Here is a 24,341-nt window from a genome sequence, read left to right as displayed (position 1 = left end):
CCATACACCGCTGCCGCCCGTTGGGCATATTAAGAACCACTCACACAAACTCACATTCCCCTGCAAATCAAAGATTTGCGCGGGGGACAGAGCGCGAAGCCGCACGCAGTACAAGCAGTACGCCAAGGCCAAGCAACCCCACTTCAAGGTGGGAGTGAGCAGGTCTGAACCTGCGGTGTATTTGTTAGAAATTCTGAACGCTTTATGACGCCCTTGCACATGTACGGTTCGGCATTGATCGCTGCCCTGGTTTTGGCAGGCTGCACTGCACAATCGGCCCCCAGCTCCACTGCCTCTGAAGCCCCCAGCGCTTTGTTTGATCGCCCTGCCGCCGACGCACAGCCCGGCGGCAAGACGACGGTGTACTCCAATGGGCGCAATGCGTTTTCTCTGCCCGCCGCCAATTTGAACGATGCAGAGCGCACACGCTTTGTGGTGGGCAACTCGTTTTTCAAACGCAACTGGGTACAAGCCCCGGCGTCTACCACTGCGCGTGATGGACTGGGCCCTCATTTTCTGGCGCGCTCGTGCGCTGGCTGCCATGTACAAGATGGACGCGCGCAGCCGCCTGATTTTCACAATCCACTGGCACCACAGCCTTTTGCTGGCCTGCTGATGCGCCTGTCGGTGCCCGGCACCGATGCACACGGCGGCCCCAAGCATGAACCCGTGTATGGCGATCAATTCAACACCATGGGTGTGAACGGGGTCAAAGGTGAAGGCACGCTCACTCTGAGCTACGAAACCATCCCCGGTCAATACGCAGATGGCACGGCATATGCCCTGGAAAAGCCCATCTACCATCTCACGGACCTGGGTTACGGCCCCATGGCGGCCGACGTCATGGTCAGCCCCCGGATTGCACCCCAGGTGATTGGCCTGGGTCTGCTGGAAGCCATTGCCGAATCAGACATTCTGGCCAATGCCAAGGCACAGGCGGCCACTGCAGGCACCATCAAAGGCCAGCCCAACTATGTCTGGGATGCCTATGGCGAGCGCATGATGCTTGGCCGTTTTGGCTGGAAGGCCAATGTCGCCAGCGTGGCGCACCAGTCGTCCGCCGCTTTTCTGGGCGATATCGGCATTACGTCCAAACGTTTTCCGCACCAGACTTGCACCCCTGCACAAAAAGACTGTCTGGAAGCCCCCACAGGAAATGCCAAAGGCAAAAACGGCGTCGAAATTGAAGACTATGTGCTCGACGAGGTCATCTTCTACCAATCCACCCTGGCCCCTGCAGCACGTCGCAACGCACAAGATGAACAAGTGCTGCGTGGTGAATCGCTGTTCCATGCCGCGCAATGTGCCCAGTGCCACCGCCCCAGCTATCGCACCAGTGAGACACTGTTTCCAAGTCTGAGCAGCAAGGCCTTGTCCGGACAGGACATCACGCCCTATACCGACCTGCTGCTGCACGACATGGGTCCGGCGCTGGCGGATGGCCGCCCTGACTTTGCCGCCAACGGCCAGCAATGGCGTACCCCGCCCCTGTGGGGCATTGGTTTGCTGCCCGCAGTGAACAACCACCAGCGTCTGCTGCACGATGGCCGTGCCCGTGGTGTTGCCGAGGCAATTTTGTGGCACGGCGGTGAAGCCGAGCCAGCGCGTGAACAATTCCGCCACATGCCTGCGCCTGACCGCGCAGCCCTGGTTCAATTTGTGGAATCCCTGTAATGCGTTTTGCCCCACTTTCTTTGAGTCTGATCGCGCTGTGCATGGCTGTGAGCAGCCATGCCGCAACACCGCCAGCCCCGCCTCTGACCTCGGGCGCAGCTGCGCAGGCGTTATACGCACAATGGTTTGTGCCGCAGTCTGCACAGGCCAGCACCTCAGCCCAGCAATTGCAAAGCCAGTTGCAGCAGTACTGCACCGGCACGGCCAGCCTGGAGAAAGTGCGCGGGGACTTCACACAGGCCAGCCAAGACTGGGAGCGCCTGTCTGCGGTCGCCATGGGTCCGCAGATTGAACACCGTACCGCCCGCATGGTGGACTTTCAGCCCATGCGCCTGCCGCTGCTCAAGGCGGCGCTGCGCAAAGCGCCGAAAGATCTCGCGGCAATGGAAACCATCGGGGCCCCTGCCAAAGGTTTTCCTGCGCTTGAGCATCTGCTGTGGGTCGACGTGGCTGCGCCCAAGACACCAACATGCCAGTACGCCCGTCTGGTGGCTGCCGACCTGACGCAGGAGCTGCAAGAGCTTCACCAAGCCAACCAGGCAGCGGCCAACTTCACGGCGCTGGATTTTGACAGTACGGCTGAATTTCTGAACCAGTGGATTGGCGGCGTCGAGCGACTGCGCTGGCAAGCCATGGAAAAACCCCTGCGCAGCGCCACCGCCAGCAAGCCGGCGCAAGTCACCCGTGCCGCCAGCGAAGGCACACTGACCAGCTGGAAAGCACAATGGAGCGGCCTGCGCACACTGGCCATCGGCAACCCGCAAATGCCTGACAACGTCAGCCTTGCCAGACTGGTGGAAGTACAGGGCTGGCAGCACCTGGCTGATGAGCTGCGCGCTGCTGTACAGCAAGCTGACAGCGCCATGCAATCGATCGACAAGGTTTCGCTCAACGCCATCACCCCTGCCAACAAGGCGCTCAAGCAGCTCAAGCACCTGGTGGAAAACGACGTCGCCTTGTCGCTGGACGTCACCATCGGTTTTTCTGACGCAGACGGGGATTAGGCCCATGCTCAGCACGCGCCGGCAATGGCTGCAGGGCATGGCAGTCCTGGCCAGCATGCCTTTGGCCAGTTGGGCCAATACCGACAACGCACCCCGATTCGCAGCCGCATGGGCCGTGGGCGCAGAGCTTTATGTGGGGGTTTTGCAGCTGCCTGCCTCCCCCGATCAAAGTCTGCGCATTCAGCATGCGCACGCCATACCCACCCGCGCACATGGCATGACACAACTGGCCGATGGCAGCTTGCTATTTGCCAGCCGCCGCCCCGGGGACTGGCTGCTGCGCGTAGACCCGAACGGTCAAGAACAGTGGCACTGGATTGAAGCTGACCGCGCCTTCAACGGCCATGTCATTGCCAGCCATGATGGCATGCACCTGTACACCACCGAGACGGATCTGGCCGACAGCCAGGGGCTGATCGGTGTGCGCGATGTGCGTACGCTGGAAAAAATCGCCGAATGGCGCACCGGCGGCATGGACCCCCACCAGTTGCTGCTGGACCGTGACGGCAGCCTGATGGTGGCCAACGGCGGCATTCCCACCCAGCCTGAAACGGGCCGTCGCAAACTCAAGCTCACGCACATGGACTCTTCCATTGCGCGCCTGCTGCCTGCGCAAGATGGTCAGATTGCTGGCCAATGGCGCTTGACCGATACCCGGCTGAGTTTGCGCCACCTGGCCTGGGGGCCTGAGGTGGCCTGGGCCACAGAGCGCCGCTGGCTGGGCATTGCGCTGCAGGCCGAACACGACAGTGCCGAGCAAAAACAGCAAGCCCCCGTTTTGGCGCTGTTTGATGGACAGCAACTGCATGCCGCAGACTTGCCCACCGGGGCTCAATGGCAAGGCTACGGCGGTGACATCAGTTGCCACGGTCAGCATTTTGCTGTGAGCTGTCCCCGTGCAGATCAGCTCACATGGTGGCAAGTGCCCGCCACTGCGCAAGCCACAGGCCAGTGCCTGCGCCAGGACAGCCAGCAAGGCGTGTACTGCGTCAGCAATGACAGCGTCATCCACCCCTTGCAACCCAGCACCAGCACCCTGTGGTCTGGTGGTGCCCAGCAGGTGCTGCAATGGCCCCAGCGCAACGCCGTCGCCAGCACCGCCCATCTGACACTCGATAACCACTGGGTGCAGATTTAAACGCTACAGCGCTCAAAAGCCGTGGGGCCAGTTCTCGCAACAAGCACTGGTTCCACGGTGGCTCATTCATCGCTTTCAACGCTAATAGATAGCTACAACACTCGAAGCCACTCCACCAAGGCATCAATCTCTTGGGCGTTGCATTGCTTCCAGCTGGTCGTCCGGTAACGGGTCTTAGAGTTGCTGCGTTACCTCATCACCAAAACCTGCGACCCTGGCGACGAGTTACGCAACAACGCCACACGGGTCTAAAACAGGTCTCCCGCAAGACAGTCCGACCAGATGAGATTCCTCACAATTGGCACCCATGGGAACCATCTACCTTGTACGCCACGGCCAGGCATCGTTTGGGGCCAAAGACTATGACCAGCTCAGCCTTTTGGGGGCACAGCAGTCACAGCAGCTGGGCCGTTACTGGCAAGAACGCTCGATGCACTTCGATGCGGTCTATACCGGCACACTTAAACGCCACGTACAAACATTGGCAGGCATACGTGAGGCATTGCCAGGCCTGCCTGAGGCGCAGGCCTTACCTGCCCTCAATGAATACGACAGCCACGCATTGATTCGCTGCATACACCCGGAGCCTTTGGGTCCGGCAGATACACCTGAGACCTACCGCGCGCACTTTCGCTTGCTGTGTGATGCGATTGCACAGTGGATGTCGGGCGTCATCAGCCCTGAAGGCATGCCCAGCTGGGAAGATTTCTCAGATGGCATTCGCCACACCTTGGAGCAAATACGCCACCAGCACCACGCAGGTAATGTGCTGCTCGTCAGCAGTGGCGGGCCCATCTCTACCGCCACCAGCTTAGTGCTGGGCAGCCCGCCCGAGGTGTCGATCGCACTCAATATGCGCATACGCAATACGGCGGTGACAGAGCTGAGCATGAGCCCCAAACGCTTGATGCTGCAGACCTTTAATACGCTCAACCACCTCGACACCACCGAGACCCACAGCTGGGTGACATTCGCATAAAAAAGCACGGTTGCTCAGGCATGCATGCGCATGCTTTGCGGCACACAGCAGCGCATTTTTTTCGCAAGGTTTACGATGATTCCTTGCTAGAAAACACGTATGCCTTATGGAGCTTTCATGTTGACCCCTTGCGACGATGATGCGCTGGAGCCCCAGCTTTCTGCGGCAGACATGGCCTCTTTGCGCACCATGCTGGGCGATGCCATCCAGAGCCACCAGGCCATTGCCATGCTGGACGTTGGTGACAAGCGCTGCCGCCTGATGATCAGCGAGGGAGAGAACGGTCATCCTCAGCCGGTGTTCCACCACCTGCAACTGGGCATGGATTTGCTGGCCACCCGCACGTTCAAGCAGCACATGCCCAGTGAAGCGCAGCTGGAGCAAGGGATCATGCTGGTAGAAGATGCGGTCATGCCCGTGGCGCGCCTGATTCCTAGCAGCAACGTGTTCGTGACACACGACCCCTGCCTGCTGGAGGTGGCCCAGCATGCACTGGGTATTCGAGACTTGCAGGATGCATGGCAGAGTTCCGGGCGGCTGCCGGTCTTGAGCCGCGAGGCGATTGAAGCGCAATTTGATCTGCTCGCACGCCAGGCGAGCCATCCGCATGCGCCACTGGGTGACTTGCCCCAGTCACCACGCTGGGCCGCCGCGCTATTGATCTTGCGCGAGGTACTGCACCACTGGCAGCTGGGTGCGGTTCGTCTGCTGCCTCACTTGCCAGTCCCGTTTCAATCACCCAAAGGCTGAGGCTGCGTACCGACCGTTGCAGCAGGCAAAGCGTGCATTTCTTCTAGCAACTGCGCCAGACTCGTCGCTGCGCCCTCCACCAAGGCCTGACCCCGCTGCGCATCGGCTGCAGCGGCATTGCCAGCTGCGCCCAGAGGGTTGTAGTCCTGCATGGCCCAGCCCAGCTTGGCACTTTTGCCATTGCCCAAAATAGGGAAACGCTGGGCACGCTCCTGCGAGGTGCTGGCAAAGTTTTGTGCATACGGCATGCGCACCAGCTCTGGCGCCAAGTGCAGCATCATGGAGGTTTCAGTCTCTCCGCCATGCACCCCAAAACGGTGCTCGTGCGCGCTAAAGGATTCATTGACCCCTGCCGGCTGCGGCAGGTTGAACCAGCTGCAGTGGTACACCAGCAGACCGCACTGCATGCGCAGCTGTCGCGCCACGATGTCCATGCTGCTGACGTTGCCGCCGTGCGCATTAAAAATCAGCAGTTTGCGAATCCCCGCGCGGGCCACACAGACGCCCAGCTCGGTCCACAGAGCCAGCAGCGTAGCGGGCGACAGGCCCAGCGTACCGGCATAGTCCTGGTGTTCCAGGCTCAATCCAATCGACTGGGTGGGCAAGACCAGCAGCGGGACATCGGCAGCCACCTGCGGCAAAGCTGCTGCCAGGATGCCATCGGCCAGCGCCGTGTCTACGCTCAAAGGCAAATGCGGGCCGTGTTGCTCCACCGCCCCTACCGGCAAGACCGCCACGGTCTGTGCGGCCAGGCCATTGCGCTGCGCCAGCGCAAAATCACGTGCAGACACTTCTGCCCAACGGCGCGAAGGCCAGCGCTGCAAATCAGGCTGATCAGAAATGTCCGCTGAAAAATGGGCATGGGTTTTTTGGCACATGCTGCAATCTTAGGCGCTGTCCGGCAGACTGGATAGCAAGCCGCTCCACAATCCCTGCATGTCTTCCTCCCCAACCCGCGACCTGACCCAGGGCCCCATCGCTCGCACCTTGCTGGTGTTTTCTCTGCCCATCCTGGCGGGCAATGTGCTGCAGTCCCTCAATGGTTCGGTCAATGCCATGTGGGTGGGCAAATACCTGGGAGAGGCGGCCCTCACCGCCACCACCAATGCCAACAACATCATGTTCTTGCTGATTGGCCTGGTGTTTGGCGTGGGCATGGCAGCCACCATCTTGGTGGCGCAAAGCATGGGGGCCAAAAATCTCACGCAAGCGCGCACAGTGATTGGCTCTAGCGCTACGTTTTTTGGAGCTATCTCGCTGCTCATTGCCTTGCTGGGCTATCCACTCTCGCGACATATCTTGCAGTGGATGGGGACACCCGATGTGGCTTTACCGCTGGCCGAAAGCTATTTGCGCGTCATCTTTCTGGCCATGCCGCTGCTGTACCTGTTTGCCTTTGTCTCGGCCATCTTGCGCGGCGCAGGCGATACCCGCACCCCGTTTATTTTTTTGCTGCTGGTCGTGGTGCTGGATGTTGTCCTGAACCCGGTGCTGATTTTTGGCTTAGGCCCATTCCCCCAGATGGGCATCACCGGCGCATCCATGGCCACGCTGGTGTCCAACGCCATCAGCTTTGCGGCCATGCTGCTGTGGCTGTACTGGCGCAAGCACCCGCTGTGGATTGGCAGCCATGAGCTGCATTTTTTCGTGCCCCAGCCAGTCATTGTCAAAGCCCTAGTCATCAAAGGCCTGCCCATGGGGGTGCAAATGGTGATGATCTCCATGGCCATGCTGATGGTGATGACCATGGTCAACGGTTATGGCGTTGAAACCTCTTCTGCCTACGGCGCATCGCTGCAGCTGTGGACCTATGTGCAAATGCCCGCCATGGCGATTGGGGCGGCCTGCTCCAGCATGGCGGCGCAAAACGTGGGGGCCGGGCAATGGGCACGTGTCGATGGCACCGCCAAAGCAGGAGTTCTGTGCAATGTGCTGATGACGGGCGCACTCATCGTGCCCATGCTCTTGCTGGACCGCCATGTGCTGGCGCTGTTCTTGCCCGATGGCAGCGCTGCACTGGAATCTGCGCGCCACCTCAACCACATTGCGGTGGGCTCGTTCGTGTTTTTTGGGGTCACCTTTGTGCTCTCGGGCGTGGTGCGCTCTACGGGCGCGGTGATTCCCCCGCTGATCATTCTGGGCATTGCACTATGGGGCGTGCGCGTGCCGCTGGCCAAGCTGCTGCAGCCCTGGCTGGGTGTTGATGCCATTTGGTGGAGCTTTCCAGCCAGCTCCATCTGCGCCATGCTGATGAGCATGGCCTACTACAAATGGGGGCGCTGGCGCGAGGCGCGCATGCTCAACCCGGCTGCAGACGATGCCGAAACCGTGGCAACCCCGTCGGAGGTGGCCGCCCAGCCGCCCAACCCGGTCTGTGCGCCACGTCAACTTTTGTCTGCGCAAACACCCACCACCACTTCGGACACCCGCTGAAATAGCCGCACGCAACGATGACAGGAACCACAATGCGGTTTATGGCTCCAAGCTTCGTCATGCCAATTTCTCCCCTCCTTCGCCCCCATCGTTGCGCCCACCACTTCGCTGCTGTCTGGCTGTTCAGCCTGCTGGCCTTGTGCGCCGTGCTACTGCCTGCAACTGCCAGCGCGCAAATTCAGCTCAAACTGGGCAGCGCCAGCACCGCCCTGTCTGACACCGTGGTCACCCCGCGCGTGCAGGCCCAGCTGGTGGCATTGGCACCGCAAGGTATTGCCCCGGGCAAGCCTTTGGAGCTGGGGTTGCGCATTCAGCACCAGCCTGACTGGCACACCTACTGGAAGAACGCGGGTGACTCCGGCCTGCCTACGCAGCTGGACTGGCAACTGCCAGCGGGCATGCAGGCCACAGACATAGCATGGCCTGTTCCCCAGCAGATCCGCGTTGGAGACATGCTCAACTATGGCTACGAAGGCACGGTGCTGCTGCCCGTTACGGTCAAAGTTACCGATGACTTTCGGCCTGACCCAGATGGCAACATCGACATTCGCCTGACGGCCTCGTGGCTGGTATGCCGTGTGGAATGCATTCCAGAAGACGGGCAGTTCCAGCTGCGGGTCCCTGCAGATGTCGCTGACACGCAGTGGGCCACTGAGTTTGCCGCCGCTCACGCTCAGGCCCCCGTTGCACTGGCGCAGGCCCAGGCCAGCTTCACGGCCCTGCCCAGCGGCGACCGGGTTGAGCTGCGTGTGGATGGGCTGCCTGCTGCAGCCCACGCACAGACGCTGGCGTTTTACCCTGAAGCGGCCGACACCTTCCACCACGCAGCGGTGCTGGGGCAAGACTGGACACAGGCCTGGGAAGGCACCACCTGGACGGCGCAGCTGCCGCTGTCAGACATGCGGGGCGACACCCCTGCTCAGCTCGATTTTGTTCTCGGCCTGCCTGCACAAGGCGGTGATGTGGCCCATGCGCCGCCCGTACAGGCCTGGCGCTTGAGCGGCCCCGTGCAAGGCCAGTGGAAATCCGCCGATCTGGCACAAGTGTCGCCCGCGCTGGCAGCGGCATTGGCGGCCAATCAGCAATCGCAAAGCACCAACCCCTTGCCCGCACCCAGCACCAGTGTCAGCACCAGCGGTTGGCTGGCCGCTTTGCTGGGAGGACTGATTGGCGGCCTGCTGCTCAACCTGATGCCCTGCGTGTTCCCCGTGCTGGCCATCAAACTCATGGGCTTTGCGCGCCATGGCAGCGACGTGCGCGCACAGCGCAGCAATGGCCTGGCCTACGCAGCCGGGGTCATCATCAGTTTTGTGGCGCTGGGCGCTGTGCTGCTGGCACTGCGTGCGGCTGGCGAGCAACTGGGCTGGGGCTTTCAGCTGCAGTCGCCGCTGGTGGTGGCCGGGCTGGCGGCCTTGTTTACCTTGATTGGCTTGAACCTCGCCGGGGTGTTTGAGCTGGGCCACGTGGTGCCCGACCGCATTGCCAACCTGCACGCACGCCATCCGCTGGGCGATGCATTCATCTCCGGCGTGGTGGCGGTGGCCATTGCCTCGCCCTGCACCGCACCGTTCATGGGCGCATCGCTGGGATTTGCTGTGGGCATGCCTGCAGCGCAGGCACTGGGTATTTTTGTAGCGCTGGGCGTGGGCATGGCCCTGCCTTATGTGCTGGTGAGCTGGGTGCCTGCACTGATGCGCTGGCTGCCCCGTCCCGGTGCCTGGATGGACACCTTCCGCCGTGCCATGGCCTTTCCCATGTTCGCCACGGTGGTCTGGCTGGTGTGGGTGATTGGCCAGCAAACCGGCATTGACGGCGCTGCCGCCTTGCTGGCCCTGCTGCTGTGCCTGGCCGCCTTGGCATGGGCCCTGACGCTGCGCGGCACAACCCGCGTGCTGCTGGCCGCTGTTGTACTGGTATGCGGCGGCTTGCTGATGGTTGGCACGGGCCGCACCCTGGTCGAGCCTGCGCCTGTCGCTGCTGCTGCCGAGCAGCAAGATGTTTGGCAAGCCTGGTCAGCCCCCAAACAAGCCGAACTGCTGGCCCAGGGCCGCCCCGTTTTTGTGGATTACACCGCCGCCTGGTGCGTGACCTGCCAGTACAACAAGCGCACCACGCTGTCTGACAGTGACGTGCTGGCCAACTTTGCACAGCACAACGTTGCGCTGCTGCGTGCCGACTGGACACGCCGTGACCCGGCCATTACCCAGGCGCTGGCCCAGCTGGGCCGCAGCGGTGTGCCCGTGTATGTGCTGCTGGCACCGGGGCAAGCGCCCGTGGTGCTCAGTGAGCTGCCCAGCAAGCAAGAAGTGCACAACGCACTTCAGATGCTTTAACAAAATAATAGCTACCAAGGCATTAAATACAACGGTTTCAGATATAAAACTATCTAAAACCGTTGCAGCACAAGCGCTGACAGCTATCTTTAATAAAAAAGCCGCTGTCTGCAATGCATGCAAACAGCGGCTCGGTATTGGCGTGGACCAAGGTTCGGTGTCTGTGAAGGGGATCTCCCTGCCTTCACCCAAATTTCTTCATCGGCCCACGCTGGCAATTATTGACGGCCTGCATGACAGGCATGTGACGCTCAGATCAGCGCTTGAATAATCACTGCGTTGACGATGTCTACAAAAAAGCCACACACCAGCGGCACCACAATGAAGGCGCGGTGCGCTGCCCCGTGGCTGCGCGCCACGGCCGTCATATTGGCCACCGCTGTTGCCGTAGAACCCAGGGCAATACCGCCAAAGCCGGCGGTAATGACTGCGGCCTCATAGTCTTTGCCCATGCAGCGAAAGACCACGAACAGTGCAAACCCGATGGTCATCAAAATCTGCAGCACCAGCACCGTCATCACAAAGCCCATCACGCCCTGCAAGGCCCACAGCTGCAGGCCCATGAGCGCCATGGTCAGGAACATGCCCAGGCAAATATCCGAAATCATGAGCAACCCCTGGCGCATGCTGTTCCAGTGGAACTGCCCCAGCTTGCGGCGCTTGCGCGAAAGCATCCATTGCCCCAGCGTATTGCGCAAAATAATGCCGCCGAGCAAGCACCCCACAAACATGGGCAACTGCAGGCCCGCCTCATGAAACAGCGGGGTGATCACACCGCCAATCATCAGTGCCATGTTCAGCCACAGCCAGGCACGCAACACACCGTAATAGTCCAGCGTGACTGCGGTGCGCTGCACGGCCACCCCCACATCCAGCGCGCGTGAATTGCTGCCCGCAATGCCGTGGCGGCGCAGCAGGTAACTGGCGATAGGGCCACCAATGGTGCAGGCCGCAATCATGCCCACCATGTTGCTGGCCATACCCAGCTCCACTGCGTTGCTGATGCCCAGTTTCTCCACAAAGACCGGCCCCCAGGCCAGCGTGGTGCCAACACCACCGGTCAACGAGATGGAACCCGTCATCAACCCCGCTCGCGCATCCAGCCCAAACCACTGCGCCACACCCATGCCCAGCATGTTCTGCAGCGCAATGAAGACCGTAGCCAGCACCAGCAAGATCAGCAAAGGCTTGCCGCCTTCCCTGAGCGTCGCCAGGTCAGAGCGCAACCCAATGGCTGCAAAAAAGTAAAGCAGCAAGGTGTCCCGCACATTCAGATCAAACTCCACCTTGGTGCCCAGCGTCAGATACATCAGCCCCACCACGCATGCACACAGAAAACCGCCCACGACAGGCTCTGGAATGCTGTAGCGGCGCACCACGCTCCAGTGCTCGGCGATTTTTTGCCCTGCAAAAAACAGCAAGATGGCCAAGGTAAAACTTTGGAAAGCGGGAATGTGCAGGGTTTCAGGTAGTGTCACGGCGTGGCAAAGTAGGTCACAAAACAAAGCCTGCGATTGTGCATGACACGCCATGCAGAGCGTTTTGCCTTGCTTTGCATCAGGACACGTGCAGACAGCGCGCTGCACTAGCCCCTGAGCACAAGGTAGTCCAAGGCCTTCCGTTAAACTGCCCGGTTCCCAAGAACCGCCCTTGCGCCGCAGCCTTTCGCTGTGGTGCTGGCCCTTTCTCAGTGTGAGCGCCCATGTCTTTTGCCCCCCTTTTGAACGACACCTTCCTGCGCGCCTGCCGCCGTCAAGCCACCGACTACACCCCGCTGTGGCTGATGCGTCAGGCCGGTCGCTACCTGCCTGAGTACAAAGCCACCCGCGCGCAAGCCGGCAGCTTCATGGGCCTGGCAACGAACGTGGACTACGCCACCGAAGTGACGCTGCAGCCGCTGGACCGCTTTGCGCTGGATGCTTCCATCCTGTTCAGCGACATCCTGACCGTGCCTGACGCCATGGGCCTGGGCCTGTCCTTTGCCGAAGGCGAAGGCCCGCGCTTTGCCAAGGTGGTGCGTGATGAAGCCGCCGTGGCCGAGCTGGCCGTGCCGGACATGGACAAGCTGCGCTACGTGTTTGATGCCGTCACCAGCATCCGCAAGGCGCTCAATGGCCGTGTGCCCTTGATTGGTTTCTCGGGCAGCCCCTGGACGCTGGCCTGCTACATGGTGGAAGGCAAAGGCAGCAGCGACTACCGCATGGTCAAGACCATGATGTACAGCCGCCCCGACCTGATGCACAAGATCTTGCAGGTCAATGCCGACAGCGTCGCTGCGTACCTGAACGCACAAATTGACGCCGGCGCACAAGCGGTCATGATTTTTGACAGCTGGGGCGGTGTGCTGGCCGACGGCGCTTTCCAGCAATTCAGTCTGGCCTACACCAAGCGTGTGCTGGCCCAGCTCAAGCGCACCGGCGTGGACGGCACCGATGCGCCCCGCCTGGTGTTCACCAAGGGCGGCGGCATCTGGTTGCAGGACATGAAGGACATGGACTGCGAAGTGCTGGGTCTGGACTGGACAGCCAATCTGGGCAAGGCCCGCGCCATTGTGGGCGGTCAAGCCGGGGGCCCCGGCAAGGCATTGCAGGGCAATATTGACCCCAATGTGCTGTTTGCATCTCCCGAGCAGATCGCCGAGCAGGCCCGCGCCGTGCTGGACAGCTTTGGCAAGCCCCACACCGACAAAACGACGAACGGCCCCACCCATATTTTCAATCTGGGCCACGGCATCAGCCAGTTCACCCCGCCCGAGCATGTGGCTGCGCTGGTAGAGGCAGTGCACAGCCACTCTCGCCAGCAGCGCCAAGCGGTCTAATGCTTCACCGATAAATAAGTACTTACCAACTTCGACCCGTAGGCACTGGACTACGGGTCGTTTTTTTTCGCCGCCTTCAGAATTCTCGTTCATCCGCGCAAAAAACAACAAATTCGCGCTTTTTTACCGCATCTGCTTATTACTTTCACGCACTTGACAGGGGCACAGATTTCAACTTATGCACAACTTGGTGCGTGCGGTGGCTTGACTTCAGTGTTCACAAGGCGATAGCAAAAAAACACGAGCCAGCATAATAAGTCGTTGTTTTCAATCAATAAATTTCATGACAATCTTGTCACACAAAAATAAAAGCCGTCATGTTCACTTTGAGCCACAGCGGCTGTGGTAAACAATCCCCACAAAGTTATCCACAGAAACTTGGATAGCCTCGACTTCTTTCCCCTCTGGCGCTGATGTCTGACCCGATTCCTACATTGCATGTGGTCCATGTGGCAGTCCACACCCCTGTGCACAGCGGCGTGGGAGTCCCCTTGAGCTACACCCACAGCCACCCGTTGCCCCCTGGCACGCTGGTGCGCGTGCCGCTGGGTACGCGCCAGCTGCTGGGCGTCGTGTGGCCAGCACCGCAGGACGCAGCCCCGCCGCCTGAGCACGCCAAACTGCGTGCCATTGAAGCCGTCATGCAGGGGCTGCCTGCGCTGGACACCACGTGGCAGCGTCTGGTGAGCTTTGCAGCCCGCTACTACCAGCGCAGCGTGGGCGAAATCGCCATGGCGGGCCTGCCACCAGCCTTGCGCGACATGACAGCCGAGCAACTGGCCAAACGACTGCAGCCGCCCAAACCCAAAAAACCATCCAAAAAAGGCGCAGCAGCAACGGCAGCAGCAGCACAGCAGGCTGTGGATAACTGTCTTGAGCCATCTCAAGACCATTCAGAATCCATAGCACTGAGTGCTGAACAGCAAAGCGTTTTTAGCCAGATCATCCAAAATCCAGGCCCCTTCTTGCTGTACGGCAGCACCGGCAGTGGCAAGACCGAGGTCTACATGCGCGTGGTGCAACAGGCGCTGGAGGCCAGCCCGCAGGCACAGGCGCTGGTCATGGTGCCTGAAATTAACCTGACGCCCCAATTGCAAGAGCGCTTTGAATCGCGCTTCATGCCCATGTTTGGCGCTCAAGCCGTCGTCAGCATGCACAGCGGCATGACCGATGTGCAGCGCCTGAAAAGCTGGCTGGCCGCCCACACTGGGGCCGCACGCATTGTGCTGGGGACGCGCATGTCGATTTTTGCAAGCCTGCCCGGGCTGAAAGTCATTGTGGTCGACGAAGAGCACGACCCCAGCTACAAGCAGCAAGAGGGTGCGCGGTACTCCGCACGTGACCTGGCACTGTGGCGCGGTCATGCCTGCCAAGCACAGGTCATTTTGGGCAGCGCCACACCCTCGCTGGAGAGCTGGCACGCCAGCGAGCCAGCCAGCAGTGGCGGGCCGGCTCGCTACCTGCGGCTGCACATGCCCAGCCGCATTGGTGCAGGCGCACTGCCGCGGGTGCGCCTGGTGGACATGTCCCAGCAGCCCAAGAAAACCGTGTTTTCACAGCCCCTGCTGGAAGCCATCACCGAGCGTGTGCAACGGGGCGAGCAAAGCCTGATCTTGCTGAACCGGCGCGGTTTTGCCCCGGTGCTGTACTGCGCAGACTGCAACTGGAAAAGCGATTGCCCGCACTGCAGCGCCCACCAGGTTTTTCACAAGGGTGACCGCACCTTGCGCTGTCACCACTGTGGCTACACCCAGCGTGTGCCACACGCCTGCCCCAGCTGCGGCAACCCTGACATCCTTCCCCTGGGCAAAGGTACGGAACAGTTGCAAGAAGAGCTGGAGCGTCTGCTGCGCAACGTGCAACGCCCAGACGGCCAGCCGGCCCGTGTGTCACGCATTGATGCCGACACCACCAAGCTCAAAGGGGCATTACAAGAGCAATTGGCGCTGGTGCACAGCGGCGAGGTGGATGTGCTGGTGGGCACCCAAATGGTTGCCAAGGGCCATGACTTTCGTCGCATCACCTTGGTGGCAGCGGTACAGCCCGATGGCGCTCTGTTTTCCAGCGATTTCCGGGCACCCGAGCGCCTGTTTTGCCTGCTGATGCAGGCCGCTGGCCGCGCTGGCCGGGATGCCGCCTATGTCAGCGACCAAGGCAGTCAGCCAGAAATGTGGGTGCAAAGCTTTGAGCCGCAGCACAGCGTATTCGCCGCCCTGCGCCAGCATGACTACCCGGCCTTCGCGGCCCAGCAGTTGCGGGAACGCCAGGACGCGGGCATGCCTCCTTATGCATTCCAGGCGCTGGTCCGTGCCGATGCCAGGACGCAGGAAACCGCCCAGGCTTTTTTGCGTGCCGCCACCGATGCCGCACGCCAGGGGCAGTTGCCCTGTCTGGACGATGTATTTGTCTACCCCCCCATTCCCATGGCCATGCAGCGCGTAGCCAATGTGGAGCGCGCCCAGATGCTGATTGAGGCCGCCGACCGCCGCGCCCTGCAAAGATTTTTGCATGCGTGGCAGCCGTGGCTGCACTGGGTGCGCGGGCAGCCACAGCACAAAGGCGTGGTGCGCTGGCTGGTCGATGTAGATCCGCTGTCGCTTTGAAAAGCATTTTTCATGGCTGCCGTCTTTCAGGCCTGCGCCCTCACCACAGCAGGCACTGACAGCCCCGGTGTGGGTATTGAAAAATAGCTCTTGGTGTTTGTCCGAATGCCAGTCAGGCGCAGATGTTGCAAGGTGCACCACCAGCAACCACCCGCCGGGTGGTGCATCTCTGGAGCACCTATGCGCTTTCCTTCCGCATTTCGCCTGTCCCTGATTTCCGTGGCCTTGGCACTGGCCGGTTGTGCCAGCCAGACCGCCGCACCTGCAGCCTCCACCGCTGCAGCGCCAGCCCCTGTAACCACCGCAGCGCCCAGCGCTGCCCCTGCCGCCGCCGCCAAACCGCGCGTGGTGGTGCTGGCTACCGGCGGCACCATTGCCGGCGCGGGTGCCAGCGCCGTCAACAGCGCCACCTACACTGCAGCCAAAGTACCGGTCGACAAATTGCTGGCCGGTTTGCCAGAGCTGGGCAATCTGGCCACCGTGACAGGCGAGCAAGTCTTTCAGATTGCCTCGGAAAGCTTTACCAACAAAGAACTGGTCACACTGGCCAAGCGCGTGAACGAGCTGGCCAAGCGCGCCGATGTGGACGGCATCGTCATCACCCATGGCACCGACACACTGGAAGAAACCGGGTTTTTCCTCAATCTGGTCGTGCGCACGAACAAACCCATCGTAATGGTGGGTTCCATGCGGCCTGGCACCGCCATCTCAGCAGATGGTGCACTCAATCTGCTGGGCGCAGTCGCCACCGCTGCGGCCAAGGATTCTGTCGGCAAGGGGGTACTGGTCAGCATGAACGACGACATCCACACCGCGCGCGATGTGGCCAAGCTCACCAACATCAAGGCCAATGCATTTGCCAGCCAGTGGGGCCCACTGGGCATGGTGGTGGAAGGCAAGACCTACTGGTTCCGCGCACCCGTCAAGCGCCACACCAGCGCCAGCGAATTCAACATTGAGCAGATCAACGAGCTGCCCGCTGTAGATATCGTCTACGGTTACGGCAACGTCCCGCCCACCGCCATCGAGGCGCTGGGCAAAGCGGGCGTCAAAGCCATCGTGCACGCGGGCACGGGCAATGGTTCGGTCGCTGACCGCATCGTGCCCAAGCTCAATGAATTGCGTGGCAAAGGCACCATCATCGTGCGCAGTTCACGCATTCCTGCAGGCTTTGTACTGCGCAATGCCGAGCAACCTGACGACAAGTACGACTGGGTGGTGGCCCACGATCTGAATCCGCAAAAAGCCCGCTTGCTGACTGCAGTGGCGCTGACTCAGACACAGGACACCAAGCAGTTGCAACGCATCTTCTGGGAATATTGATAAAACTGGCTGCCAGTGCTTGATAAACAATCGCTGGCAGCTATTGTTTTTACATTTTCATCAGGTGGCGCAAGGGACCTTGTGCCACCTGTACATGGTGCTGCTGCAACAGCGCAGCGAAGGCCTCAGACATCAGATAGGCAAACTCCACCGGGCGTTGCCTGCCAATCGCATCGCCCTGCACCACATCGGTGGCCGGGTGACACATCACCAGGCTGCCATCACACAGCTGTGGCAGCCACTGCGCCATCTGTGCGCCATAGCTGGCGGCATCAGGGGCATCAAACCCATACACACCGCCAAAACCTGTGTTGACAGGCACATGAGATTGCTGCAACTGGCGCGTGGTGGTCCAGCCCCCCAGCAACGCAATGATGGCCGCCTTGGGGCTGCGCCACAAACCACCGGCTGGTGCGGTCGATCGCACCCACGGCATTTCTGAGCCTGCATAACGCTGGTGCAGCGCCTCCTGCATGGCATCGCGCATGCCCGGCAACTGGTGCACATGCTGGTGGCCATCAATAAAATCAGGAGCTGTGCCCAGAGCCTGCTCAAACGCATCCAGCTGCTGCTGCCACTGCAGGCGCAGCGCGGCCGCTGAGAACTGGCGGGTATAGGATTTTTTGATGACATCGCCCAGCGCATACGCAGGCACGGCACCGCCGTGGCTTTCGGTCAGATTGAAATGCAGCCCCACAGACAAGCGGGGGCGCAGTGCTTTCAGACGTGGGGCCGCTTGCACCCAGCGCGGCGACGTGGTCATGCAGCTCGTGGCCGACAGGCGGCCGGCCAGCGTCAGTTGCTCCACCGCAGCATCCACCAGGGGGTGCAAGGCGTAATCATCTGCACACAAAATCAGCGCACGCAGCGCATTCGGACGGGTCATGCTGTTCGCGCTTTAAAAGCCCAGAACTTACTCAAAACGAAAGTCCCTGCTGCCACCAGCACCAAGACGCCTGCCAGGCTCCAGAAATAGTGCCAGTGCAAACCATGCAAGGCGATGGCGTACAACGATTCATTGGCCACAAAACCCAGGCACGCCACGGCAAAAAACCGTGCCACCGTGGCCCAGCCACGCGCTTGCGCAGCGGAGAAAGTCAACCATGCATGGCCGTTGTAGCTGACGATAAATGCCACCAGAAAGCCAAGCACATTGGCCCACAAAGGGGGCATGCCCGTCAGACTTACCACAACGCCAACCGTCGCCAGATGGGTGGCCGCAGCGCTGCCGCCCACCACAATGAACTGCAGCAACTGGGGCAGCGCCTGCAGGCGTTGCAATACCAAACGCCAGCCTGTCATGCCTGATCGCGCAAAGGGCTGTGATCCTCGTCACGCGCCACCAAATACGTGGGCCGGCACTTGACTTCGTCATAGATACGGCCAATGTATTCACCCAAAATACCAATGGACATCAGCTGCACGCCAGAAAACAGCATGATGCCCGCCGCCAGCGTAGGCCAGCCATCCAGGTCCGCACCGAACAAAAACGTGTCAATCGTGATCCATGCGCCATAAGCCAGTGCAATCGAGGCAACCAGCCCGCCAATCACGCTCCACACGCGCAGTGGCAGCGTGGTAAATGAGGTCAGCCCCAGCAAGGCCAGCGCACCCAGACGGCGCAGGTTGAAACTGGATGCCCCAGCCGCACGGTCTTTGGGAACAAACGGCAAAGCCGCCGTTTTGAAGCCCACCCAAGCATAAAGACCCTTCATAAAGCGATTGCGTTCAGGCAAGGCCTTGAGTGCATCGACCACTTTGCGGTCCATCCAGCGGAAATCGCCCGCATTGGGCGGCACCTTGACGCTGCTTCCCGAATTCATGAGCTTGTAAAACAGCTCGGTACCCAGCCGCTTGGCACCACTTTCGGCACCTCGATCGGCAATCACGCCATACACCATCTCGTAGCCATGCAGCCACAAATCATGCATCTCTGGCAACAGCTCCAGCGGGTGCTGGAAGTCGGCATCAATCAGCAGCACCGCATTGCCGCGCGCATGGTCAATACCTGCAGACAGTGCGGCCTCTTTTCCGTAGTTGCGCGAAAGCGCCAGATAGCGCACAGGCATTTCATTGACCAGCCGCATCGCCACATCGTGCGTGGCGTCGCTGCTGCCGTCGTTGACCACAATGACCTCAAAGTGCGGCGTCAGGGCTTGCACAGCCGGAATCAAGGCACGCAAGAAACCCTCCAGGTTTTCTTGCTCGTTGTAGGCGGGCACCACACAGCTGAGCAGCAAAGGTGCACGGGGCACGACGCCATGCGGGGCTGCCGGCATATAGGCTGCGTGGCAGACATCGACAGAGGGCTGAGGCTGGCTCATTTCATTTTTTTGCATCGCTTTGCCTGACTTCTTATTTCACACAGGATGCGGGCACATATGCGCGCCAGCGCACCGTCAAGGGCTGGGCTTTGGAGTCATAAGCCCAGGCAATGTTCCATGTCCCGTCAATGACCGTAAAGTCCGTCGATTGCGCCACAGCCTCCAGCGGCTGAGGGGGGCTGGTGTAGACATCCATGTCCTTTTCCTGGCGCAGCCACAGGGCACCATGCTGCTGCAATCGCTGTGGCGTTACCCATGGTGAATAGCGCGCATCCCCCGTGATGAGCACCGAAGGGCCATGGGAGCCGATCGCCGTAGCCACCAGACCGGACAGCCAATAGTCCCCCGCCACCACATCCAGACGACAGCTGCTCACCTGGCTCCAGGTTTGCTGGGCTTGCTGCGCCAAAGCTACCGCAGGCCAGTCCATGCGCGCAGGGCGCTTGCGCAATTGCGCCCCGTACGTCAGGTAGATGCCTGCAAAAATCGTCAGCAGCACCAGCCACACACCCACGCCACGCACAACCCTGGGCCGCATGACACCCAGCCAGGCCGTCGGCACACAGGCGGCAACCACCAGGCCACTGAAGGCCCACATGGTGGTGCCCCACATGTCACGCAAACGCATACCCAAGGTCACACCCAGCACCGTTACCAGCAAGCCGGGGCCCAACGCCAGCACCAGCAACAAGGCAGGATGCTGGGTATGCAGGTGCCAAGGCGAGGCAACTAGCCCTTCCTTTTGGCACTGCTTGCGGGCCTTTAGTGCGGCAAAGCCCGCAATACACAGCAAAGGCAAATGATTCAGGAACTGGGTGAGCAAGAAACCCAGCGCCGCTAAACGCGGGCTGTCGCTGGCGGTGGCAGCACGCTCGCCCGCATAGGCAAAGGGCAGCCACTCAGAGGTTTTGAGCCAGTACAGGTGCGGTGCCATCACCACACACAACACCACAAGGGCCAGCCATGGGCCCGGGCCTAGCAGCACCTTGCGGTACGCAGACAGCAAGATGTACAGCCCCATACAGGCCAAGATGATGCCGATGGAATACTTGGTCAGCATGCCCAAACCAGCCATCAAACCAAGCAGCAGCCATTGGTGCAAACGGCCATCCTGCAGGGCCGCTACATACAGATAGCCCAGCGCAGCCCACGTAGGCATCTGCGCAATGTTGTGGTTGAACTCAATGGCGGGCCAGCCGTAATAGGCCACGCCCATGGTCAGCACCGTCCCTAGAAAAGCGCGCTCACGGCTCATCAGGCGACAGCCGGTAAGCCACACCATCCACAGCGTCGCCACGATGCACAGCTGGCTCAGCAAGAAAGGGCCAACCTTGCCAAACGCCATGTAAAACACGTGCAAGACACTGGGACCCAGCGTGGGGTGCTTGTACGTGCCCCACTGCCACTCCCGCCCCCAGGACAAGCTCTCCACCACATCCAGTGGCAAGCTTTGTGACAGCAAAGGCGGCAGCAGTGACCACACCAGCACATACAGTGCCGCAGCAATCAACAGACAGCGCGTCAGCAGGGGTTGCGGGGTCGGAGTGGAAGATGAAGACATAGTGACAAACAAAGATATGCGCTGTGCCCAGCCCATGAGCGGATCACACGCAGCGCGCAAAAACTCCACAAAACGCCCCATGCACTGGCTGTCGCTGTGGGTTTTGGCAAGCAAAACTGCGCGTAGTTTGCCCCAATTCACAAGGGCAGGACACGATGTGACTCAGGTTCACACCATACGGGGGCTACACCAGCAAAGCCACACTGGCAGAAAATGTCAGAAACGCCAGCGCCGTACTCACCAAAATAATGCGGGCAACGCGGCCTCCGTGGGCACCAAAACGCTCGGTCAGCAGCGACACATTGCTGGCACTGGGCAGCGCGGCCACCAGAACCAAAGCGGTGACGGTCAACGCAGACATGTGCCAGCCAGCAGCCATCACGACCTGGCAAGCCAGCCACATCAATGCCGGGTGCAGCAGCAGTTTGGCCAAAGCAATCGGCACATAGTGACGCGGTGCTACATGCTCGTGCTGATTGCACTGCGAACGCGCCAGCACCGCGCCAATGGTGAACAAAGCCACAGGAGACGCTGCCCCTGCCAGCATGGCCACCGTTTGATCGATGGGGCCAGGCAATTCAAAGGCACAGGCCGATGCCACAGCACCCAAAGCAATCGACCACGGCATGGGATTGGTCACGATGCCCTTGAGCGCATTGCGCAGTGCCTGTGCCACGCCCTTTTCGCCTTGCCCCAGACGCGAGAGCGCAATACACAGCGAACTGATGATGACCATGTCAATCGCCATGGTCAAAATCACGGGACCCGCACTGGCAGCACCCAGCAGGGCCACCAGCAGCGGCACTCCCATAAAGCCCGAGTTGGGGAACGCAGCGACCAAAGCCCCGAAGGCTGCATCGTTCCAGCCCCATTTTTTGTGCGTCACAACCATGGTGCCGGCCACCATCAGCAGCCCGCACAGCAGATAGACACTGGCGGCCACGGGGTCAAGCAACTGCGCAAGCGGTGTTTGCGCGCCAAAGCGATACAGCATGCATGGCAGCGCAAAGTACAGCACAAAGGTGTTCAGGCCGGGGATGGCCGCCAGCGGCAGAACACCCCGGCGCGTGGCGACAAAGCCGCATAGCACGAGGGCAAAGAAAGGAAAGGTGATCGCAAGAATAGGCAGCACGTTGCAGATTTTCGCAGTTGCACGGGTGCTTTGCGCTACATCGCTTACGCCGAGGCGACAAGTGTTGCGATGTGCAAACTTCTGAGTGGCACGGGCATGGAACACGCCAGGGGTCTGCCCGCATGGGCTTGCGTATGATGGCTTCGCGCCTGCTTTTCAGGCGTTTGTTTTCTCTGCCTAGAACGATTGCCATGTCCGCTGGTCTTAACCTCGCCCAACTTCAAGCTGTCCATTACACCGAAGGCCCCTGCCTGGTGCTGGCGGGCGCTGGCTCGGGCAAGACCCGCGTGATTACCCACAAGATTGGCCGCCTGATCGAAGGCGGCATGGCCCCCAAGCGTATTGCGGCCATCACCTTTACCAACAAGGCCGCCGCTGAAATGCGCGAGCGTGCCAAGGGGCTGATTGGCAAGCCGGCCAAAGATGTGCTGATCTGCACCTTTCACTCACTGGGTGTACGCATGGTGCGTGAAGATGGGCATGCGCTGGGCCTCAAGCCCAGCTTCAGCATCATGGACACGGACGATGTCACCAGCATCCTCAAGGACTGTGCCGGCGGCGGCACCGATGCAGCCACGGCACGCCAGTGGCAGTGGACCATCAGCAACTGGAAAAACGCCGGCTGGGACAGCCGCACCGCCCTGGCCATGGCGCAGGACGACCACGAGCGCAGCATTGCCCTGATCATGCAGCGCTATGAAGAGCGCCTGACGGCTTACCAGAGCGTGGACTTTGACGACCTGATCGGCATGCCCATGCGCCTGCTGAAGAACCACGCTGAAGTACGTGAAAAATGGCAGCGCCTGCTGGGCCATGTGCTGGTTGACGAATACCAGGACACCAACGCCACCCAGTACGAGTTGCTCAAACTCCTGGTCGGTGAGCGCGCGCAATTCACCGCCGTGGGGGACGATGACCAGTCCATTTACGGCTGGCGCGGTGCCACGCTGGATAACCTGAAGAAGTTACCCCTGGACTACCCCGCGCTCAAGCTGATCAAGCTTGAGCAGAACTACCGCTCCACCAGCGCCATCTTGCGTGCGGCCAACAACGTAATTGGCCCCAACCCCAAGCTTTTCCCTAAAACCCTGTTCTCGGAACTGGGTGAGGGTGAGCCCGTGCGCATTGTGGATTGCGACACCGAAGAGCACGAGGCCGAGCGTGCGGCCCTGCGCATTCAAAGCCTGCGCGCGCAAACCAATCCACAGCCCGCGTGGAAGGACTTTGCCATCCTGTACCGCGCCAACCATCAGGCCAAACCGTTTGAGAAAGCGCTGCGCAAACTGAACATTCCCTACAAGGTCTCAGGCGGCACATCGTTCTTTGACCGGGCTGAAATCAAAGACCTGTGCGCGTGGTTTCGCCTGTGGATCAACAACGACGATGACCCCGCTTTCCTGCGAGCCATTGGTACGCCCAAACGCGGTATCGGCCACACCACCTTGGGCAAGCTGGGTGAATTTTCTGGCCAGCACAAGCTGTCCATGTTTGGTGCGCTGTTCAGCCACATGCTTGAAGCCGTTCTGCCCAAGAAAGCACACGAAGGCCTGCTGGAGTTTGGTCGTTACATCAATGACCTGGAATACCGGGCCCGCCACACGCTGGGGGCCGAGGCCTCACGCAGCTTCATGCTCGACTGGCTCAAGGAAATTGGCTACGAGCAGTACCTGTACGACAGTGAAGACAGCGAAACCGTGGCCGCAGCCCGCTGGACCAATGTGCTGGAATTCTGTGACTGGATGAGCCAGCGCGCCGGGGGCCAGATTGAAGATGCGGCAGGCACCACCACACAGACAGAAACCAAAAGCCTGCTGGAAATTGCGAAAAACATTGCCCTGCTGTCCACCATCAGCGAGCGTGAAAAAGAGCAAGACATGGTGATCCTGTCAACGCTGCACGCCTCCAAGGGGTTGGAATGGCCGCACGTCATGCTCGTGGGCGTGACCGAAGGCATGCTGCCTTTCAAGCTCGACGATGACGATGGCAAACAGCAAAAGGTGAGCGACGACATTGCCGCCCGCTTGCAAGAAGAGCGCCGCCTGATGTACGTGGGCATTACCCGTGCGCAGCGTACGCTGGCCGTCAGCTGGACCAAGCGCCGCAAAAAAGGCCGTGAAATGGTGCAGTGCCAGCCCAGCCGTTTCATCAAAGAAATGAATCTCGATGCCAGCACCGCCCGCGAAGACCCGCGCGAAAAACTGCGCCAGCTGCGCGAGCAACTGGCGCGCAAAGTCGACGCGGCACCGAAACAGATTTGAAGCCATTGATG

General features: G+C 60.6%; 18 protein-coding genes. 11 read left to right on the top strand and 7 right to left on the bottom strand.

Features of this window, described 5'->3' with window-relative positions; genetic code table 11:
* Positions 1–204 precede the first annotated feature (204 nt).
* The 5 genes from H9646_RS04935 (at position 205) to H9646_RS04915 (ending at position 5,545) form a co-directional block, all read left to right on the top strand.
* Complete coding sequence (locus tag H9646_RS04935; RefSeq protein ID WP_225213980.1) at positions 205–1,674, top strand: di-heme oxidoreductase family protein; 1,470 nt, start codon at positions 205–207, stop codon at positions 1,672–1,674.
* Positions 1,674–2,678: an imelysin family protein gene (locus H9646_RS04930; RefSeq protein WP_191722211.1), complete on the top strand. Its 1,005-nt coding sequence runs from the start codon at positions 1,674–1,676 to the stop codon at positions 2,676–2,678. Before H9646_RS04935 ends, H9646_RS04930 begins: the two co-directional genes overlap by 1 nt.
* A gap of 4 nt (positions 2,679–2,682) precedes the next feature.
* Entirely contained in the window at positions 2,683–3,816 is a 1,134-nt protein-coding gene (locus tag H9646_RS04925) for a DUF1513 domain-containing protein (protein WP_191722210.1), read from the top strand.
* Positions 3,817–4,123: 307 nt separating this feature from the next.
* Positions 4,124–4,795 carry a histidine phosphatase family protein gene (locus H9646_RS04920; RefSeq protein WP_191722209.1) on the top strand — a complete coding sequence of 224 codons (672 nt, stop codon included), beginning with the start codon at positions 4,124–4,126 and terminating at the stop codon, positions 4,793–4,795.
* A gap of 117 nt (positions 4,796–4,912) precedes the next feature.
* Entirely contained in the window at positions 4,913–5,545 is a 633-nt protein-coding gene (locus tag H9646_RS04915; protein ID WP_191722208.1) for a hypothetical protein, read from the top strand.
* On the opposite strand, the gene H9646_RS04910 is transcribed toward H9646_RS04915, so the two are convergent.
* On the bottom strand, positions 5,527–6,423 hold the full coding sequence (locus H9646_RS04910) for a creatininase family protein (RefSeq protein ID WP_191722207.1): 897 nt from the start codon (positions 6,421–6,423) through the stop codon (positions 5,527–5,529). The two genes, H9646_RS04915 and H9646_RS04910, sit on opposite strands and share 19 nt — an antisense overlap.
* Before the next feature lie 58 nt (positions 6,424–6,481).
* Here H9646_RS04910 and H9646_RS04905 point away from each other — a divergent pair, with 58 nt between their 5' ends.
* Both H9646_RS04905 and H9646_RS04900 read left to right on the top strand, forming a co-directional pair.
* Complete coding sequence (locus tag H9646_RS04905) at positions 6,482–7,978, top strand: MATE family efflux transporter (RefSeq protein ID WP_191722206.1); 1,497 nt, start codon at positions 6,482–6,484, stop codon at positions 7,976–7,978.
* Between the two features lie 59 nt (positions 7,979–8,037).
* Positions 8,038–10,311 (top strand): protein-disulfide reductase DsbD family protein, encoded by a 2,274-nt coding sequence (locus H9646_RS04900; RefSeq protein ID WP_191722205.1) that lies wholly within the window; start codon positions 8,038–8,040, stop codon positions 10,309–10,311.
* A 251-nt stretch (positions 10,312–10,562) separates the two neighbouring features.
* On the opposite strand, the gene gltS is transcribed toward H9646_RS04900, so the two are convergent.
* Positions 10,563–11,789, bottom strand: a complete 1,227-nt coding sequence (gltS, locus tag H9646_RS04895; RefSeq protein WP_287914581.1) for a sodium/glutamate symporter — start codon at positions 11,787–11,789, stop codon at positions 10,563–10,565.
* A gap of 224 nt (positions 11,790–12,013) precedes the next feature.
* Between gltS and hemE the strand changes: the two genes are divergently transcribed.
* The 3 genes from hemE to H9646_RS04880 all read left to right on the top strand — a co-directional run bounded on the left by hemE (position 12,014) and on the right by H9646_RS04880 (position 17,055).
* On the top strand, positions 12,014–13,129 hold the full coding sequence (gene hemE / locus H9646_RS04890) for a uroporphyrinogen decarboxylase (RefSeq protein WP_191722203.1): 1,116 nt from the start codon (positions 12,014–12,016) through the stop codon (positions 13,127–13,129).
* A gap of 413 nt (positions 13,130–13,542) precedes the next feature.
* Positions 13,543–15,732, top strand: a complete 2,190-nt coding sequence (gene priA / locus H9646_RS04885; RefSeq protein ID WP_191722202.1) for a replication restart helicase PriA — start codon at positions 13,543–13,545, stop codon at positions 15,730–15,732.
* Positions 15,733–15,912: 180 nt separating this feature from the next.
* The gene (locus H9646_RS04880; protein ID WP_191722201.1) at positions 15,913–17,055 is read left to right on the top strand and encodes an asparaginase; all 1,143 of its coding nucleotides are present in this window, start codon (positions 15,913–15,915) and stop codon (positions 17,053–17,055) included.
* Between the two features lie 49 nt (positions 17,056–17,104).
* Here the strand turns inward: H9646_RS04880 and H9646_RS04875 are convergent, their stop codons facing one another.
* The 5 genes from H9646_RS04875 to H9646_RS04855 all read right to left on the bottom strand — a co-directional run bounded on the left by H9646_RS04875 (position 17,105) and on the right by H9646_RS04855 (position 22,072).
* On the bottom strand, positions 17,105–17,941 hold the full coding sequence (locus H9646_RS04875; RefSeq protein WP_191722200.1) for a ChbG/HpnK family deacetylase: 837 nt from the start codon (positions 17,939–17,941) through the stop codon (positions 17,105–17,107).
* Complete coding sequence (locus H9646_RS04870) at positions 17,938–18,357, bottom strand: GtrA family protein (protein ID WP_191722199.1); 420 nt, start codon at positions 18,355–18,357, stop codon at positions 17,938–17,940. Before H9646_RS04870 ends, H9646_RS04875 begins: the two co-directional genes overlap by 4 nt.
* The gene (locus H9646_RS04865; RefSeq protein ID WP_191722198.1) at positions 18,354–19,379 is read right to left on the bottom strand and encodes a glycosyltransferase family 2 protein; all 1,026 of its coding nucleotides are present in this window, start codon (positions 19,377–19,379) and stop codon (positions 18,354–18,356) included. The genes H9646_RS04870 and H9646_RS04865 overlap by 4 nt, the downstream gene beginning before the upstream one ends.
* 31 nt (positions 19,380–19,410) lie before the next feature.
* Positions 19,411–20,940, bottom strand: a complete 1,530-nt coding sequence (locus tag H9646_RS04860) for a glycosyltransferase family 39 protein (RefSeq protein ID WP_191722197.1) — start codon at positions 20,938–20,940, stop codon at positions 19,411–19,413.
* A gap of 184 nt (positions 20,941–21,124) precedes the next feature.
* Positions 21,125–22,072, bottom strand: coding sequence for an AEC family transporter (locus H9646_RS04855; RefSeq protein WP_191722196.1), 948 nt, complete (start codon positions 22,070–22,072; stop codon positions 21,125–21,127).
* Between the two features lie 191 nt (positions 22,073–22,263).
* Here H9646_RS04855 and H9646_RS04850 point away from each other — a divergent pair, with 191 nt between their 5' ends.
* Positions 22,264–24,330, top strand: coding sequence for an ATP-dependent helicase (locus H9646_RS04850; protein WP_191722195.1), 2,067 nt, complete (start codon positions 22,264–22,266; stop codon positions 24,328–24,330).
* Positions 24,331–24,341 lie beyond the last annotated feature (11 nt).

It is taken from the genome of Comamonas avium (assembly GCF_014836675.1).
In the GTDB taxonomy this organism is placed as follows: domain Bacteria; phylum Pseudomonadota; class Gammaproteobacteria; order Burkholderiales; family Burkholderiaceae_C; genus Comamonas; species Comamonas avium.
The sequence above is the reverse complement of the archived record's forward strand: the minus strand, read 5'-3'. Positions and strand labels throughout refer to the sequence as shown.

Excerpts from the sequence above, each read along its gene's own strand:
- H9646_RS04925 (WP_191722210.1), top strand. The coding sequence starts at position 2,683 with ATGCTCAGCACGCGCCGGCAATGGCTGCAGGGCATGGCAGTCCTGGCC.
- H9646_RS04865 (WP_191722198.1), bottom strand. The coding sequence starts at position 19,379 with ATGAGCCAGCCTCAGCCCTCTGTCGATGTCTGCCACGCAGCCTATATG.
- H9646_RS04870 (WP_191722199.1), bottom strand. The coding sequence starts at position 18,357 with ATGACAGGCTGGCGTTTGGTATTGCAACGCCTGCAGGCGCTGCCCCAG.
- hemE (WP_191722203.1), top strand. The coding sequence starts at position 12,014 with ATGTCTTTTGCCCCCCTTTTGAACGACACCTTCCTGCGCGCCTGCCGC.
- H9646_RS04935 (WP_225213980.1), top strand. The coding sequence starts at position 205 with ATGACGCCCTTGCACATGTACGGTTCGGCATTGATCGCTGCCCTGGTT.
- H9646_RS04875 (WP_191722200.1), bottom strand. The coding sequence starts at position 17,941 with ATGACCCGTCCGAATGCGCTGCGTGCGCTGATTTTGTGTGCAGATGAT.
- H9646_RS04910 (WP_191722207.1), bottom strand. The coding sequence starts at position 6,423 with ATGTGCCAAAAAACCCATGCCCATTTTTCAGCGGACATTTCTGATCAG.
- priA (WP_191722202.1), top strand. The coding sequence starts at position 13,543 with ATGTCTGACCCGATTCCTACATTGCATGTGGTCCATGTGGCAGTCCAC.
- H9646_RS04915 (WP_191722208.1), top strand. The coding sequence starts at position 4,913 with ATGTTGACCCCTTGCGACGATGATGCGCTGGAGCCCCAGCTTTCTGCG.
- H9646_RS04930 (WP_191722211.1), top strand. The coding sequence starts at position 1,674 with ATGCGTTTTGCCCCACTTTCTTTGAGTCTGATCGCGCTGTGCATGGCT.
- H9646_RS04880 (WP_191722201.1), top strand. The coding sequence starts at position 15,913 with ATGCGCTTTCCTTCCGCATTTCGCCTGTCCCTGATTTCCGTGGCCTTG.
- H9646_RS04860 (WP_191722197.1), bottom strand. The coding sequence starts at position 20,940 with ATGTCTTCATCTTCCACTCCGACCCCGCAACCCCTGCTGACGCGCTGT.
- H9646_RS04900 (WP_191722205.1), top strand. The coding sequence starts at position 8,038 with ATGCCAATTTCTCCCCTCCTTCGCCCCCATCGTTGCGCCCACCACTTC.
- H9646_RS04905 (WP_191722206.1), top strand. The coding sequence starts at position 6,482 with ATGTCTTCCTCCCCAACCCGCGACCTGACCCAGGGCCCCATCGCTCGC.
- H9646_RS04850 (WP_191722195.1), top strand. The coding sequence starts at position 22,264 with ATGTCCGCTGGTCTTAACCTCGCCCAACTTCAAGCTGTCCATTACACC.
- H9646_RS04920 (WP_191722209.1), top strand. The coding sequence starts at position 4,124 with ATGGGAACCATCTACCTTGTACGCCACGGCCAGGCATCGTTTGGGGCC.